Origin of the sequence: Asticcacaulis sp., assembly GCF_051954415.1 — a bacterium.
Lineage (GTDB): Bacteria > Pseudomonadota > Alphaproteobacteria > Caulobacterales > Caulobacteraceae > Asticcacaulis.
Genome location: NZ_JBQCHT010000030.1, coordinates 1 through 14320, shown reverse-complemented (window position 1 = coordinate 14320; position 14320 = coordinate 1). Strand labels below are relative to the sequence as shown.

General features: G+C 59.6%; 13 protein-coding genes. 8 read left to right on the top strand and 5 right to left on the bottom strand.

Features of this window, described 5'->3' with window-relative positions; all coding sequences use genetic code 11:
* Window positions 1–107: 107 nt before the first annotated feature.
* Both ACTHND_RS10550 and ACTHND_RS10545 read right to left on the bottom strand, forming a co-directional pair.
* A complete protein-coding gene (locus tag ACTHND_RS10550; protein ID WP_440177902.1) occupies window positions 108–488 on the bottom strand; it encodes an MmcQ/YjbR family DNA-binding protein in 381 nt (126 codons plus the stop codon).
* Window positions 489–491: 3 nt separating this feature from the next.
* Window positions 492–1190 (bottom strand): FadR/GntR family transcriptional regulator, encoded by a 699-nt coding sequence (locus ACTHND_RS10545; RefSeq protein ID WP_440177901.1) that lies wholly within the window; start codon window positions 1188–1190, stop codon window positions 492–494.
* A gap of 315 nt (window positions 1191–1505) precedes the next feature.
* Between ACTHND_RS10545 and ACTHND_RS10540 the strand changes: the two genes are divergently transcribed.
* The 7 genes from ACTHND_RS10540 (at window position 1506) to dxs (ending at window position 11476) form a co-directional block, all read left to right on the top strand.
* The gene (locus tag ACTHND_RS10540) at window positions 1506–3107 is read left to right on the top strand and encodes a DUF5597 domain-containing protein (protein ID WP_440177924.1); all 1602 of its coding nucleotides are present in this window, start codon (window positions 1506–1508) and stop codon (window positions 3105–3107) included.
* A gap of 184 nt (window positions 3108–3291) precedes the next feature.
* The gene (locus ACTHND_RS10535; RefSeq protein WP_440177900.1) at window positions 3292–6165 is read left to right on the top strand and encodes a TIM-barrel domain-containing protein; all 2874 of its coding nucleotides are present in this window, start codon (window positions 3292–3294) and stop codon (window positions 6163–6165) included.
* 169 nt (window positions 6166–6334) lie between these two features.
* Window positions 6335–7567 carry a class I SAM-dependent methyltransferase gene (locus ACTHND_RS10530; protein ID WP_440177899.1) on the top strand — a complete coding sequence of 411 codons (1233 nt, stop codon included), beginning with the start codon at window positions 6335–6337 and terminating at the stop codon, window positions 7565–7567.
* A 105-nt stretch (window positions 7568–7672) separates the two neighbouring features.
* On the top strand, window positions 7673–8305 hold the full coding sequence (locus tag ACTHND_RS10525; protein ID WP_440177898.1) for a phosphoglycerate mutase family protein: 633 nt from the start codon (window positions 7673–7675) through the stop codon (window positions 8303–8305).
* On the top strand, window positions 8302–8538 hold the full coding sequence (locus ACTHND_RS10520; RefSeq protein WP_440177897.1) for an exodeoxyribonuclease VII small subunit: 237 nt from the start codon (window positions 8302–8304) through the stop codon (window positions 8536–8538). Before ACTHND_RS10525 ends, ACTHND_RS10520 begins: the two co-directional genes overlap by 4 nt.
* Window positions 8539–8541: 3 nt before the next feature.
* The gene (locus ACTHND_RS10515; protein WP_440177896.1) at window positions 8542–9453 is read left to right on the top strand and encodes a polyprenyl synthetase family protein; all 912 of its coding nucleotides are present in this window, start codon (window positions 8542–8544) and stop codon (window positions 9451–9453) included.
* Window positions 9454–9559: 106 nt separating this feature from the next.
* Window positions 9560–11476 carry a 1-deoxy-D-xylulose-5-phosphate synthase gene (gene dxs / locus ACTHND_RS10510; RefSeq protein ID WP_440177895.1) on the top strand — a complete coding sequence of 639 codons (1917 nt, stop codon included), beginning with the start codon at window positions 9560–9562 and terminating at the stop codon, window positions 11474–11476.
* Between the two features lie 36 nt (window positions 11477–11512).
* Here the strand turns inward: dxs and ACTHND_RS10505 are convergent, their stop codons facing one another.
* From ACTHND_RS10505 to ACTHND_RS10495, 3 genes are all read right to left on the bottom strand, one after another.
* Window positions 11513–11917 carry an RcnB family protein gene (locus tag ACTHND_RS10505; protein WP_440177894.1) on the bottom strand — a complete coding sequence of 135 codons (405 nt, stop codon included), beginning with the start codon at window positions 11915–11917 and terminating at the stop codon, window positions 11513–11515.
* A 95-nt stretch (window positions 11918–12012) separates the two neighbouring features.
* Window positions 12013–12549, bottom strand: coding sequence for a DUF1285 domain-containing protein (locus tag ACTHND_RS10500; RefSeq protein ID WP_440177893.1), 537 nt, complete (start codon window positions 12547–12549; stop codon window positions 12013–12015).
* A complete protein-coding gene (locus ACTHND_RS10495) occupies window positions 12549–13619 on the bottom strand; it encodes an alpha/beta hydrolase (RefSeq protein ID WP_440177892.1) in 1071 nt (356 codons plus the stop codon). The genes ACTHND_RS10500 and ACTHND_RS10495 overlap by 1 nt, the downstream gene beginning before the upstream one ends.
* 369 nt (window positions 13620–13988) lie before the next feature.
* Here ACTHND_RS10495 and ACTHND_RS10490 point away from each other — a divergent pair, with 369 nt between their 5' ends.
* Window positions 13989–14192 (top strand): cold-shock protein, encoded by a 204-nt coding sequence (locus ACTHND_RS10490; RefSeq protein WP_090648391.1) that lies wholly within the window; start codon window positions 13989–13991, stop codon window positions 14190–14192.
* The last annotated feature ends 128 nt before the right edge of the window (window positions 14193–14320 follow it).

The following is a 14320-nucleotide window of genomic DNA, read 5'->3' as shown; positions in this document are numbered from 1 at the left end:
ATTTTAATGATTTCGTCCTGATGTGGTAACGGGTTGCTATTCTGAATACTCATTCGATATGCGCTATATTGTGTGGTGAATTTCGCAAATTGGATGTTGTTTGACAATTATTGGCTTTCTTGCCGTGGTCGCTTTCGCTTCGCAGGCTTGCTCGACTGCATGGCATGGGCCTTGGCGAGCAGGTTGGCCAGTTCGTCAGCACTGATTGCGGGCAGGCGAACGAGAACAGCCGGGTAACCGCGATAATGGGTATCATCGAAGAAGATGTGCGGCGCGGCTTCGATCAGCAGTTCCTTGTGATCGAGCGGGCAGCTTACGGCCAGGACGTCGCGGTTCGGCCAGCGTTTTTGTTTTGGGGTGTCGCGCTGCATGAAGGTCCAGGCGAAGCCGCGTTCCCTGACGGAGAAAACGAGACGGTCGGCGGTGGAGTCATCGATCGCGCCGGGCAGGACAGCCACCAGTTCGTGAACCTCGGCGCTGTCCACCATTTGCTAATCCGCCTGGGCTTTTTCGATAAAGTTCAGCGATTCCAGCAGGATGTCTTCGGAAGCCTTGCGAGCGGCGGCCGCATCGCCTTTTTCGATGGCGATCAGTATGGCCTCGTGGGCATGGATATCGGCCATATGGCCGGAAATCTTGTTGGTCAACTGGATCGACAGGTGCAGGGCATTGGTGATCAGTGGTTTCAGGCGCCAGAAGAACGGGTTGCCCGACGCTTTCAGTATGGCGACATGGAAATCGATATCGGCCTGAAGCGCCAGGTCGGGCTGGCCGGCGTGATCGATCATGGCTTGCAGACCTTCGCGGATGCCGGCAATGGCGCGCTTGTCCTGGAGTTCGGCGGCCAGTGCGGCGGCGGCCGGTTCGATGGCCAGGCGCATCTGGGCAAATTCGAGGAAAATCTTGTTGGAGTAGGGGCGTTCCATCAGCCAGCGCAGCACGTCCGGATCAAGCAGGTTCCAGTTTTCAACCGGCTCGACGCGTGTCCCCTGGCGCTGGCGCGAACTGATCAGCCCCTTGGCCGAAAGCATCTTGACGGCTTCACGCATGACCGTGCGGCTGGCGCCGAATTTGGCGCAAAGTTCCGCCTCCGTCGGGAAACCCGTTTTTTCGAACTCGCCGGTGACGATGGATTGGCCAAGGGAGGCGAGGAGCCCGTAGGCGAGGCTGACGCCGAGTTCGGAGCGCATGACGTGTCTTTCTGGTAGGCGTTTGTTAGTCCCTGCGGCGCATCGCACGATGTCAGAACCCTGAGATTCGCCGCTTCGCCATAAGAAGCTTACAGAAAAAAATACTATTTAAAACCAGATTCGTCATTTGACGCTTGCCGAAAGGGCGGCCAATATTGTACGACATATTTTATATGTGAGCGCCGACTTTGCAGGTAAAACTTTGCGAAAATAAGCAGGGCGGCAATTTTGTGGGAGCGGATACCTTTGAAAAAGACAGTCAAGACCTTTGCGTCGCAACAACTACTGTTAGCGCTATCAGCGAGTGTGCTGGCTATGGCCGGAGCGGCGTCGGCGCAGGCGGCGGCGCCAATTCCTGAACTGGTGCAGAAGAACGGCAAATATGCCCTGATAGTCGATGGCGCGCCGTTCCTCGTTTTGGGCGGCCAGGCCAATAATTCCAGCAACTATGAAGCCACCCTGCCGAAGGTCTGGCCGGCGATCAGGGACATGCACGCCAATACCCTTACCATGCCGGTGGCCTGGGAGCAGATCGAGCCGGTGGAAGGAAAGTTCGATTTCAGCTTCGTCGACACCTTGGTCAAGCAGGCGCGTGAAAACAATGTCCGCCTGGTGATCCTGTGGTTCGCCACCTGGAAGAACACCGGCCCCTCCTACGCGCCGACCTGGGTCAAGACCGACAATAAGCGCTTCCCGCGCCTGACCAACAAGGACGGCACCACCTCCTACGCACTGTCGCCGCTTTATGATACCACCCGCGAGGCCGATAAAAAAGCCTATGTCGAACTGGTGAAGCATATCAAGGCGATCGATGGCGACCAGCATACGGTCATCATGCTCCAGCCGGAGAATGAAACCGGTGTTTATGGCGCGGCCCGCGACTATTCAAAAAAGGCCGATGCCCTGATGGCGAAACCGGTGCCTGCGGCGCTATTGAAAAAGTACAACAAGAAGCCCGGCGACTGGAACACGGTGTTCGGCAAGGACGCCGACGAATATTTCCACGCCTGGTCAATCGCCACCTATATAGACGATATCGTGGCGGCGGGCGACGCCGTCTATCCGCTGCCGACCTATGTCAATGCGGCGCTGAAGGATCCGCTCAATCCCGATCAGCCTGCGGGCTCCTATGCATCCGGTGGCCCGGTCTACAGTGTGATCGATGTCTGGAAGGCGGCCGCGCCGCATATCGAGCTGCTGGCGCCCGACCTCTATACACCGACTTCGCAAAGCTACGAAAAGACGCTGGAGCTGTATGCCCGTCCCGATAATGCGCTTTATGTCGCCGAAAGTGGCAATTCACCTGTCTATGCCCGGTATATTTTCTCGGCGCTGGGACGTCAGGGCATCGGTTTTGATCCGTTTGGATTCGATTATACCGGCTATTCCAACCATCCGCTGGGCACGACCAAAACCGATATCGAAATGGTCAAGCCCTTCGCCACGGTCTACAAGCTGTTCGAGGGCATGGACCGTGAATGGGCGAAGCTGAGCTATGAATCCCAGGTGTGGGGCGTGTCCGAACCGGATGATCATTCTGATCAGGCGCTCGATCTGGGCGCGAAATGGAACGCGACGGTCAGTTACCGCGAATGGCAGTTCGGTCTGCGCAAGTGGGATCCGGAGAATAAGAACGGTTATCCGGAAGGGTCTGATGTGCCGAGTGGCGGGGTCGTTGTGGCGAAACTGAGCGACAGTGAGTTCCTGGTGGCCGGCATGAATGCCCGGATCACCTTCGGCGCCGGCAAGGAAAACGCCAAAAAAGGCATGTTGCTTGATCGTGTCGAGGAAGGCCATTTTGAAGGCGGCAAGTGGGTCTTCGAGCGCGTGTGGAACGGTGACCAGACCGATTATGGCCTGAACTTCACCGGCCAGCCCGTGATATTGAAGGTCCGGCTGGCGACATACGAGCAGTAAGTAAAGCAAGAAACCCCACCACCAACGGGCAAGAGCCCGTCGGTCCCCCTCCCCAACAAGTTGGGGAGGTATAAGAGAAAAGAATCTATACCTCCCAGGCTATGCCGGGGAGGGGGACCGCAAGCGAAGCGCAGTGGTGGTGGGGGTTCTTGCTTTTGAATAACAACAATAAGGGAGTGAGAAGATGAAAGCAGCGAAGATTTGGGCCTCGGTATCAGCTATCGCCCTGATAATGTCGGCGGGCGCGGCCCTGGCCGGTTCCTATGAGAAAACCGCCACAGGTATTGTGGTCAAGCCGGATACCGGCACTGCCAAAGAAGTCCGCCTGGAGGTAATGAGCGATTCCATTATCCATGTGCTGGCGACCGACGATCCGGCGCGCCAGCAGATGCCGTCGTTGATGACGGTGGCCACCCCCGGCGGCGATTTCACTGTTTCCGAAACGAAAAAGGACGTGACCCTGAAGGCGGCCAAGGCTTCGGCCGTGGTCTCGCTCGAAACCGGCCTGGTCACCTTTTACAATGCCGACGGCAAGCCCGTCCTGACCGAGAGCGCCGCCAGCATCACGCCGGTCACGATCGAAGGCCAGCCTTACGTCGCCACCCATGCCCAGTTCAACCGTGGCACGACCGAAGGGCTCTATGGTCTGGGGCAGCACCAGAATGCCCAGATGGACATGAATGGCGAGGATGTGCTGCTCTCCCAGCACAATATGGACGTCGCCGTCCCCTTTGTGATGTCGGACCAGAATTACGGCCTGTTGTGGGATAACAACTCGATCACCCGCTGGGGCAATCCGACCCCCTATGCCCTGTTCAGCCGCGATTTGAAGCTGGCCGCCGAGGACGGCAAGCCCGGCCTGACCGCCAAATACTATGTCGATGGCAAGCTGGTCCTGACCCGCAACGAAAGCGACATCCGGTATCAGTATCTCAGCGATGTCGCCGCCAACTGGCCGAGCGATCCGGCGCTTTCCAAGGAAGCGACTGCCGGCAAGAAGGTGCTGGTCGTCTGGGACGGCACCATGACCTCGGATATTTCCGGCGTCCACAAGATGCAGATGTATTCGTCGGACTATGCCGACCTGACCATCGACGGCAAGAAAATCCTCAGCGTCTGGCGCCAGGGCTGGAACCCCTGGTATCACAATTTCGAGCAGGATTTCACCCAGGGCAAGCCGGTGAAGTTCCATCTCGAATGGCAGCCTTCCGGCGGCATGATCGCCATTACGCATAACAACCCGCAATCCGCCGCCGACCAGCATTCGCTGCAATTCACCTCGGAAGCCGGCACGGGGCTCAACTACTATTTCATCGCGTCCGACAGCATGGATGGCGTCATTGGTGGCTATCGCCACCTGACCGGCCAGGCGCCTCTGATGCCGAAATGGGCCTACGGTTTCTGGCAGTCGCGCCAGCGCTACGAGACGCAGGATCAGTTACTGGGCGTGCTCAAGACATACCGTGACATGCAGATCCCGATCGACAACATGGTGCAGGACTGGTTCTACTGGCCGGAAGACCAGTGGGGCTCGCATACCTTCGATCCGGTCCGCTTCCCCGATCCGCAGAAGATGGTCGACGAGGTGCACAAAGAACACGCCCACATCATGATCTCGATCTGGGGCAAGTTCTACGCCAATACCGACAACTACAAAGCCTTCGAGAAGAAGGGCTATATGTGGACGAAGAATGTCGAGGAAGGCCAGCGCGACTGGGTGGGCAAGGGCTACCTCAACAGCCACTATTCGCCCTATAACCAGGAGGCGCGCGATATGTATTACAAGCAGCTTCATGACACGCTCGTCGTGAAGGGCTTCGATGCCTGGTGGATGGATAATACCGAGCCGGACGTGCGCTCCAATACCTCGCCGGCCGAATTCGCCGCCCTGATTACGCCTACGCAGATGGGGCCGGGCGCCATTGTCCATAACCCCTATGCCCTGATGAACACCAAGGCGATGTATGACGGCCTGAAGAAAGACCAGCCGGACACCCGCCAGTTCATCCTGACCCGTTCGGGTTTCGCCGGCGTGCAGCGCAATGCCGCGGCCGTATGGTCGGGCGATACGGTCGGCCGCTGGAACAACCTCTACGACCAGATCGCTGCCGGTGTGAACTTCTCCATGTCCGGCATCCCCAACTGGACGCACGATATCGGCGGCTACGCGCAGGAAACGCGCTTCCAGGGCACGGATGTCGGCGGCTTACAGGAAAACCGCAGCGCCGGCGGCACCGGCACGGCGGAAGACTTGAAGGAATGGCGCGAGTTGAACCAGCGCTGGTTCCAGTTCGGCGCCTTCTCGCCGCTGTTCCGCTCGCACGGCGAAGGCGTGAAGCGCGAAATCTTCATCATCGCGCCGGAAGGCTCCGAGATGCGCGAAAACATGATCTGGTATGACAAGCTGCGCTACCGTCTCATGCCCTATATCTATGCTACAGCCTCGGATACCTACCATAATTCTGGCACCATCATGCGTGGCCTGGTGATGGATTTCCGCGATCCGAAGGTCAAGGACATCAAGGACGAATACCTGTTCGGCCATGCCTTCCTGGTGGCGCCGGTATCGGAATACAAGGCCACCTCGCGCAGCGTCTACCTGCCGGCAGGGGCTGACTGGTACGACTTCTACACCGGCGAACGCGTGAACGGCGGCCAGACGATCACGGCCAATGCGCCGCTGAGCCAGATGCCGCTTTACGTCAAGGCGGGGTCGGTGGTGCCGATGGGGCCGGTGACGCAGTATGTCGACGAAAAGCCGGACGCGCCGCTGACCTTTACCATCTATACCGGCGCCGATGGTGCCTTCAGCCTCTATGAGGATGACGGAGTCACAAATGGTTATACGCGCGGCGAGTTCAGCCGTATCCCGCTGAGCTATAACGACAAGACCGGCGAACTGACCATTGGTGCGCGCACCGGCAGCTATAAGGGCATGATCGCCGACCGGACCTTCCGCGTGCGCTTCATCACGCCGGGCGCCTCGACCAGCGGAAATCTGGACGCCTTCGATAAGGAAGTGGCCTATTCCGGCGCGGCGGTAACGGTACGAAAGTAACTCACCCTAAACTCTGCGTGAAAAGGCCCGGTCATCGCACCGGGCCTTTTTGCGTTCGGCCGGTTTTCTGTTAATCTGTCCACATCTGAATTGTGCTGCCGGACAGGTCTGCCCGGCATGGCGTACCGTATAAGAGGTTGAACCGCTTCTGAGGAAAGGCCATTCATTCATGACCACCGCCATCGACCAGGATTTGCCAGTCTTGAAGGATCAACCGTTCGCCGTGCGCAAGGGCGTTGAAACCCTGCGCAAGGTGTGGACATTCGGCCAGATGGATGTCGTCTTTCCGGACGGCCGGTCCATGCGGCTTGAAGGGCCTCAACCGGGGCCCGCGGCCACCCTGCTGGTCAAGGACTTCAATTTCATGAAGCGGGTCATGGCGTCCGGCGATATCGGTTTCTGCGATGGTTATCGGGAAGGCGAGTGGGATACGCCCGATCTGGCGACCCTGCTGACCGTGCTCAGCCTGAACAGCGAGAAGCTGGGGCAGTTGTTCACCGGCAATATTGTCGTGCGGACGTTCAACAATATCGTCCACGCCCTGCGCAAAAATACCAGGAAAGGCAGCCGCAGGAATATTTTTGACCACTACGATCTCGGCAACAATTTCTACGATCAGTGGCTTGACCAGTCGATGACCTATTCCTCCGCCCTGTTCGAGGGCGAGCGCTTCCGCGAGCACAAGGATCTCGGCGCGGCGCAGACGGCGAAATATGCCAAGCTGGCGAAGATGGTCGATCTCAAGCCTGGCCAGCATGTGCTGGAAATCGGCTGCGGCTGGGGCGGCTTCGCGCAATATGCCGCGGAAACCATCGGCGCACGGGTCACCGGCGTCACCATCAGCCAGGCGCAAGCTGACTATGCCGTCGAACGCATGAAGCGTCTGGGGTTGGAGGACCGGGTCGAGATCGTGATGATGGACTACCGAGATATCAAGGGGCAGTTTGACGCGGTGGTGTCGATCGAGATGTTCGAGGCGGTCGGTGAAAGCTACTGGGGCACCTATTTCACGAAGCTGCATGATGTGCTGAAAAAGGGCGGCAAGGCGGGGCTACAGATCATCACCATCGCCGACGAAATGTTCGAGGACTACAAGTCGCGCGCGGATTTCATTCAGAAATATGTCTTCCCCGGCGGAATGCTGCCCTCGGTGCAGAAACTGCTGGAGCAAACCCAGGCCGCAGGCCTGAAAGCGGTGTCCTCCTTCAAGTTCGGCGGGGATTATGCCGAGACCCTCCGGCAGTGGGGGCAGCGTTTCGAGGATGCGTGGAAAGAGGGGCGCATCAAGGGCTTTGATGCCCACTTCCGCAAGCTGTGGCTGTTTTACCTGGCCTATTGCGAGGCCGGTTTCCGCACCCAGCGCACAAATGTCGTGCATCTGGAATTGCAGCGAGCGGATTGAACCGCCACAAAAAACTTGCCCCCCTCCCGCAAGGACGTTACCAACGGCCTCTATCCAATAGCCAGCGGCGAATCTCATTGTGAGTTGCGTCGGTTCGGGGGTCTGTTGCGCGACACGAATATGATCGAACAGGGAACATCCGCTGCCGTGAAGGCCGGCGCGATCACCCTTGTACGCCATGGCGAACCGGCCCTGTCGCGCCGTGTCAAGCTGGACTGGCGGGGGTATATCGAGTGGTGGGCCAGGTATGACCAGGCCGGCCTGCTGGAAGGCCAGACGCCGCCGCCGATCCTGAAGAAGTTCGCCCGCGAAGCGCGTTATATCTTTTCCTCCACCCTGCCGCGTTCGATCGAAACGGCCGAAGCGGTCTGTGATGGCAAGGGTTTTACGTCGCTTGAGGCGTTGATCGAGGCGCCGCTGCCGCCGCCGCATCTGCCGTCCTTTATCAAGCTGTCGCCCAATTCCTACGCCTGGGGCTTTGTGGCGCGGGTCTGCTGGTGGTATCTGAACATTCACGGCGATGTCGAAGGCCGCGAAGTCGCCAAGGTTCGCGCCCGCAAGGTGGCAGAGTTCCTGTTTGACAAGGCCCGCGAAGGCGGTGACGTGCTGGTTCTGGCCCACGGTTTCTTCAATCTGATGGTCAGTATCGAATTGAAGAAAATGGGCTATAGAAAATCCCTGGAGGAGGGGTTTAAATACTGGGGGTGCCGCCGCTACGAACTAAGGACACGCAAATGACTGAGACCACTGAGCTTTCCTTTGAAGACGCCCTGAAGCAACTGGAAAAGATCGTTTCCGAGCTGGAATCCGGGCAGGCGCCGCTCGAAAAATCGCTGGCGCTTTATCAGGAAGGCGCGCGCCTTAAGCAGCTTTGCGAGGAGCGTCTCGAAGCGGCACGTCTTCAGGTTGAGAAGATTTCCCTGAACAAGTCCGGTGCTGTCGAAGGCGTAAATCCGGCTGAGTTTGGTTAGGCCATGACGCCTGTCGCCGCCAATTCCGACCTGCCGCCGCTGCAGGCCCGCATGGCCGAAACGGCCGATCTGGTGACGATGGCGCTGGATGAATTGCTGCCGCGCGGCGAAGGCGCCGAAATGCGCCTGACCGAGGCCATGCGCTATGCGGCGCTAGGGCCCGGCAAGCGTCTGCGGCCTTTCTTCGCCCTGGAAGCGGCCCGGCTGTTCGATGCCGATGAAAATGCCGTCCTGCGCGCTGCCTGTGCATTGGAGTGCATCCATGCCTACAGCCTGGTCCATGACGACCTGCCGTGCATGGACGACGATGATATCCGCCGTGGCCGCCTGACGGTCCACCGCGCCTATGACGAGGCAACGGCCGTGCTGGCCGGGGATGCCCTGCAAAGCGTGGCGTTTGAAATCCTGGCGCATGAAGATACGCACGAAGATCCGCAGGTCCGGGTCGAACTGATCCGGATGTTGGCCGTGGCGTCCGGCGCGCAGGGCATGGCCGGCGGCCAGATGATCGACCTGATCGGCGTGCCGGATGATCTCGGTGGCGTGGCACGGATGCAGCGCCTGAAGACCGGTGCGCTTATCGTCTATGCCTTCCAGATACCGCTGATCATCGCCGGTGCTTCCGACAAGGAAGGCGTGGCCCTGACCCATTTCGCCCAGGATCTGGGCCTGGCCTATCAGATTGCCGACGATGTGCTCGATGTCGAGGGTGATCCCGAGGAAATGGGCAAGGCATCGGGCGGCAAGGACGCCGCCATGGGCAAGACCAATTTCGTCACCCTGCTGGGTCTGGAAGAAGCCAAGAGCCGCGTGCAAATACTGGCTGATCAGGCGAAGTCACGGCTGGAAATCTTCGGCGGAAAAGCCCGTTATCTGCGCGATAGTGTTGACTTTGTACTCAACCGGCGCAACTGAGCCAATTCTTCTGTCGGGATGCAAAACCAATGGCTATTTTGTTGCAATGCGCTTAAGACAGGTTTGTATTACGCCAAAATTGCAAAAGATACCGGTTTGCGTTTAGATGCCTGAAACCCCCATCCTCGACAGCCTGACCAATCCCGAATCCATTCGAGACCTGACCGCCCCCCAGGTGAAGGCGCTGGCTGACGAGGTGCGCAGTGAAACCATCGACGTGGTGTCGAAGATCGGCGGCCATCTGGGGTCTTCTCTCGGTGTGGTTGAACTGACGGTAGCCCTGCATCATGTCTTCGAGACACCGCGCGATATCCTGATCTGGGACGTTGGCCACCAGTGCTATCCGCACAAGATCCTGACCGGCCGGCGTGACCGTATCCGCACCTTGCGCCAGGCCGGCGGCCTGTCCGGCTTCACCAAGCGGTCCGAAAGCATCTACGATCCCTTTGGCGCCGCGCACGCGGCCACTTCGATCTCTGCGGCCCTGGGGTTCTGCGCCGCGCGTGACCAGAAGGGCGAGGACAATAACGTCATCGCTGTGATTGGTGACGGTTCCATGTCGGCCGGCATGGCCTATGAGGCGATGAACAACGCCGCCGAGACGACGAAGCATCTGACGGTCATCCTCAACGATAACGACATGTCGATTGCGCCGCCGGTAGGGGGGATGAGCGCCTATCTGGCTAATCTGGTTTCCGGCGGCGCCTATCAATCCCTGCGCCGCTGGGGCAAGAGCGTGGCCGAGCGCCTGCCGCGTCCGCTGTTCGAGATGGTGCGCAAGTCGGAAGAATTTTCGCGCACCTGGTTTACCGGCGGCACCTTCTTCGAGGAGCTGGGCTTCTACTATGTCGGGCCGATCGATGGCCACGACATGGAAAACCTGCTGGCCGTGCTGAAGCGCGTCAAGGAGATCAAGGATCGCCCGGTACTGGTCCATGTGGTGACGCAAAAAGGCAAGGGATATGAGCCGGCCGAAACCGCGCCCGACAAGTATCATGGCGTCGCTAAGTTCGATGTTATCACCGGCGAGCAATCCAAACCCAAGGCCAATGCGCCGAGCTATACCGATGTCTTCGCGTCGGAACTGATCAAGCAGGCGCGCGATGATGACCGCATCGTCGCCATCACCGCCGCCATGCCTTCGGGCACCGGTCTGGACCGTTTCGCCGAGGTTTTCCCGGCGCGCACCTATGATGTCGGCATCGCCGAACAGCACGCCGTCACCTTCGCGGCCGGTCTGGCGGCGGATGGCATGAAGCCCTTCTGCACCATCTATTCGACCTTCCTGCAGCGCGGCTATGACCAGGTGGCGCACGATGTCAGCCTGCAAAACCTGCCGGTGCGTTTCGCGCTCGATCGTGCCGGGCTGGTGGGAGCGGATGGCGCCACGCACGCCGGTTCCTTCGATATCGGCTATCTCGGCGCCCTGCCGAACATGATGATCATGGCGGCCGCCGATGAAGCTGAACTGGCGGCGATGATCGCCACGGCCGCGGCCTATGATGACGGGCCGTCCGCCTTCCGCTATCCGCGCGGAGAGGCCACCGGCATCGCCATTCCCGAACGGGCTGCACCGTTGGCGATCGGCAAGGGGCGCATCCTGCGCGAAGGCACCAAGGTCGCCATCCTGTCCCTGGGCACGCGCCTGGGCGATGCGCTGAAGGCGGCCGATATGCTGGCGGCGAGGGGCCTTTCGACCACCGTCGCCGATGCCCGTTTCGCCAAGCCGATCGACAAGGATCTGGTGTTGCAACTGGCGAAGCATCACGAATGCCTGATCACGGTGGAAGAGGGGGCGGTGGGCGGTTTCGGCGCGTTCGTGCTGCATTATCTGGCGGGGGAAGGCGCGCTCGATGCCGGCCTGAAGATCCGCACCCTGACCCTACCAGATGCCTATCAGGACCAGGCATCACAGGCTCAGCAATATGCCGAGGCCGGGCTGGACGCAGCGGGCATAACCCTTACGGCGCTTCAGGCGCTGGGGCTGGATGACGCCGCCTTGGCCAAAGCCATCAACCGCTAATCAAAAACGGCGCCCCTTGCGAGGCGCCGTTCTGCTTTAATAGCCGCCGATGATCACCGAGGCGATCAGGCCGGTGGCTACGGCCGCCAGCACGTAATTGTCATCTACCCGGCGCCATTCATAGCCATAGGGCGGGCGGCGGAGGTGGTGACGGCGATAATCGACATAATAGCCGCGATGCCAGTCATTATAAGAGACATAGCCGCCGCGGCGCCAGTCTGAGCGATCGCGCCAGCCGCGATGATAGCCGCGATTATAACCGCGATAATAACGGCGGTCGTCGTAACGATCGTGCCGGTCATAACGGTCGTGGTGGCGATCATAGCCGCGTTCATAGCCACGATCGTGACCGCGATGCCCCGGATCGGCCGAAGCCGCGCCGGCAATGGCAAATGTACCGGCCATTACGGCCAGAGCCGTGGAAATTATAAATCGTTTCATGGCGATTTTCCTTATTCTATCGCCCCCATGAAATTAATTTAGAGGGCTCAGCCTGAACCCAGCATGAATATGTCAGTCATGTAATAATGGGCCGATTACAAACGATCCGCCGGGATGACAGGAAAGAATAAGGCGCCGGAGCACACACCGAACCAAGGTTCATTCATATGCTCGCGTACATCGCCCAGGGCGGCCAGATCCTGTGCCAGGCTGCGCGACAGGCGCGCCTCAAGGCCATCGCGGACGCATATATATGGCCTGAAGCCCTCGCCATCGGTCTCGAAACGCAAAGGATGTGCCTCATCGGCCGTCACCCGGTCACCGACACTGGTGCGAAAGCTCAGACGGCCGTTTTTGGATGTCATCTCCACGGCAATGAAGGGCACGTCCTCGACTGTGATTCCGACCTTTTCAACCGGCGTGACCAGAAAATAGGCGTCGCCTTCCCGGCGCAATATGCCGGCAAACAGCCGGACCATGGCCGGCCGGGTGATGGGGGTGCCGTTATGGAGCCAGGTTCCATCATGGCTGATGCGCATGTCGATATTGCCGCAGAAGGGCGGATTCCATTTCGAGACCGGCGGCAACGGACCTTGCGCCTCCGCATGGGCATAGAGATGCGCCAGATCCATCAGGCGGCATCCTGTGCGCGCCGCGCCTCAATATTGCGCAGCAGATCGACCCAGTTTTCGGCGATGTTCCGAACCGCTGAGCGGGCTTCATCGACCACGCCCGCAAACAGGTCGAAACCGAGCGGCAGAGCGTCATAACGGCGGTAGGTGACAGGCGTGCCTGCGGCGGTCAGACTCTTTGCAAAGGCTTCGCCCTGGCTGGCCAGGGGATCGAGGCCGGCGGATACGATGAAGGTTTTCGGCAGCCCGTTGGGCAGATTTTCCAGCGCCGGAGAGAGGCGAGGATCGGTCAGGCTCGTGCCGGCGCCGGCATAGTGGCTGATCAGGATATCCAGGTCGTCCGCATTTATCGGCCACAGGCCGACTGCGGCATCCGCCTTGATGGCCGGATCAGCGAGATCGATCAGCGGGGTCACCAGCAATTGCCCGGCGGGCAGGGGACTGTTTTCAAGCCTGAGGTCGAGGCTGATCCGCGCCGCCAGGCTGGCGCCGATCAAGGCCCCGCCCAGCGCAACTTGTCCGGAGGGGGCGCCCAGGCGCGTCGCATTGGCCACGGCCCAGTCATAGGCCGCGCGGGTATCTTCCAGCGCCGCCGGGAACCGGTTGAGCGGCGCCAGGCGGTATTCGGGCAGGAAAACGGGGCCGTGCGCTTCGTGTGCCAGCAGGGCGGCGAACGCCCGGCTGAGGTTCGGCCCGCCGATCACGCCGCCGCCCTGGTGGAAGAAGACCAGCAGCGGCGCGTCTTCGGAAATATGCGCCGGCCTGATCAGCAGCCCGCCGACCTCGCCCTCAACGGTTTCATAGCGGACACGTATATCGTCCGGCAGGCCGAACAGGTCGATGGTTTCCTGCCATTCCGCCCGGACGCTCTCCAGGCTCTTGCCGTTAAGCGACAGGCGCGTGCGACCGGCCGGAGTGGTGAACAGGCCGCGCCACAGGAACTGGATCTGCGCATCCAGCGTGTGGCCCTGGCGATAGACGACACCGCCGCCAGCGAGAAAACGCAGCACGGCCGCCGGCAGGGTCAGGCCGCGCTTCAGCAGCCAGGTATTCATGTCGGAGGCGCGCATAGACCCTCGGGAGCGGTATTGCAGACGGATGACACAGGACGGTACAGCGCTTGATTTATCATCTTTCGCGCCGGGATCGCAGCGGGTAGTAATAAAAAATCCGCCAAACCGGGATATTTTTGTCAATTTTCCGGTAAAATGAATGCGAGACACCCCAAATACGGCGTGTTTTTGTTTGACCGTTTTTAAAACCTGCGTCTTAATATCCCCACAATCCGTTAGTCTGGCTGCCTATGCTAAAGGGATTTGAAGAGTTTCGGCATCCGCCGCAGTCTTTGGTCTCGCCCGCTGCTACCGAGATACACGATTGTCTTGTGAGGGGTAAGAGCCTCACGCCTCGTAACAGCTTGAGACCCAAGGAGAGCATTGATGGCTGAAGGTACGGTGAAGTGGTTCAATACCACTAAGGGTTATGGTTTTATCCAGCCTGCTGAAGGCGGCAACGACGTCTTCGTTCATATTTCGGCTGTGCAGCGCGCCGGCCTGCAGGGCTTGGCCGATGGCCAGAAGGTTTCCTACGAACTGCAGAACGAACGCGGCAAGACCGCTGCCGTTGATATTCAGCTTCTGTAAGAAGCCTGAATCTTATCTGAGATAGAAAAGCGCAGATGGCGTCAGGCCGTCTGCGCTTTTTTGTACCTCAATCCCTGCCCGTGGCGGCGATCATGGCCCGGATATCGGCGGGTGTCAGGCCCTCATCG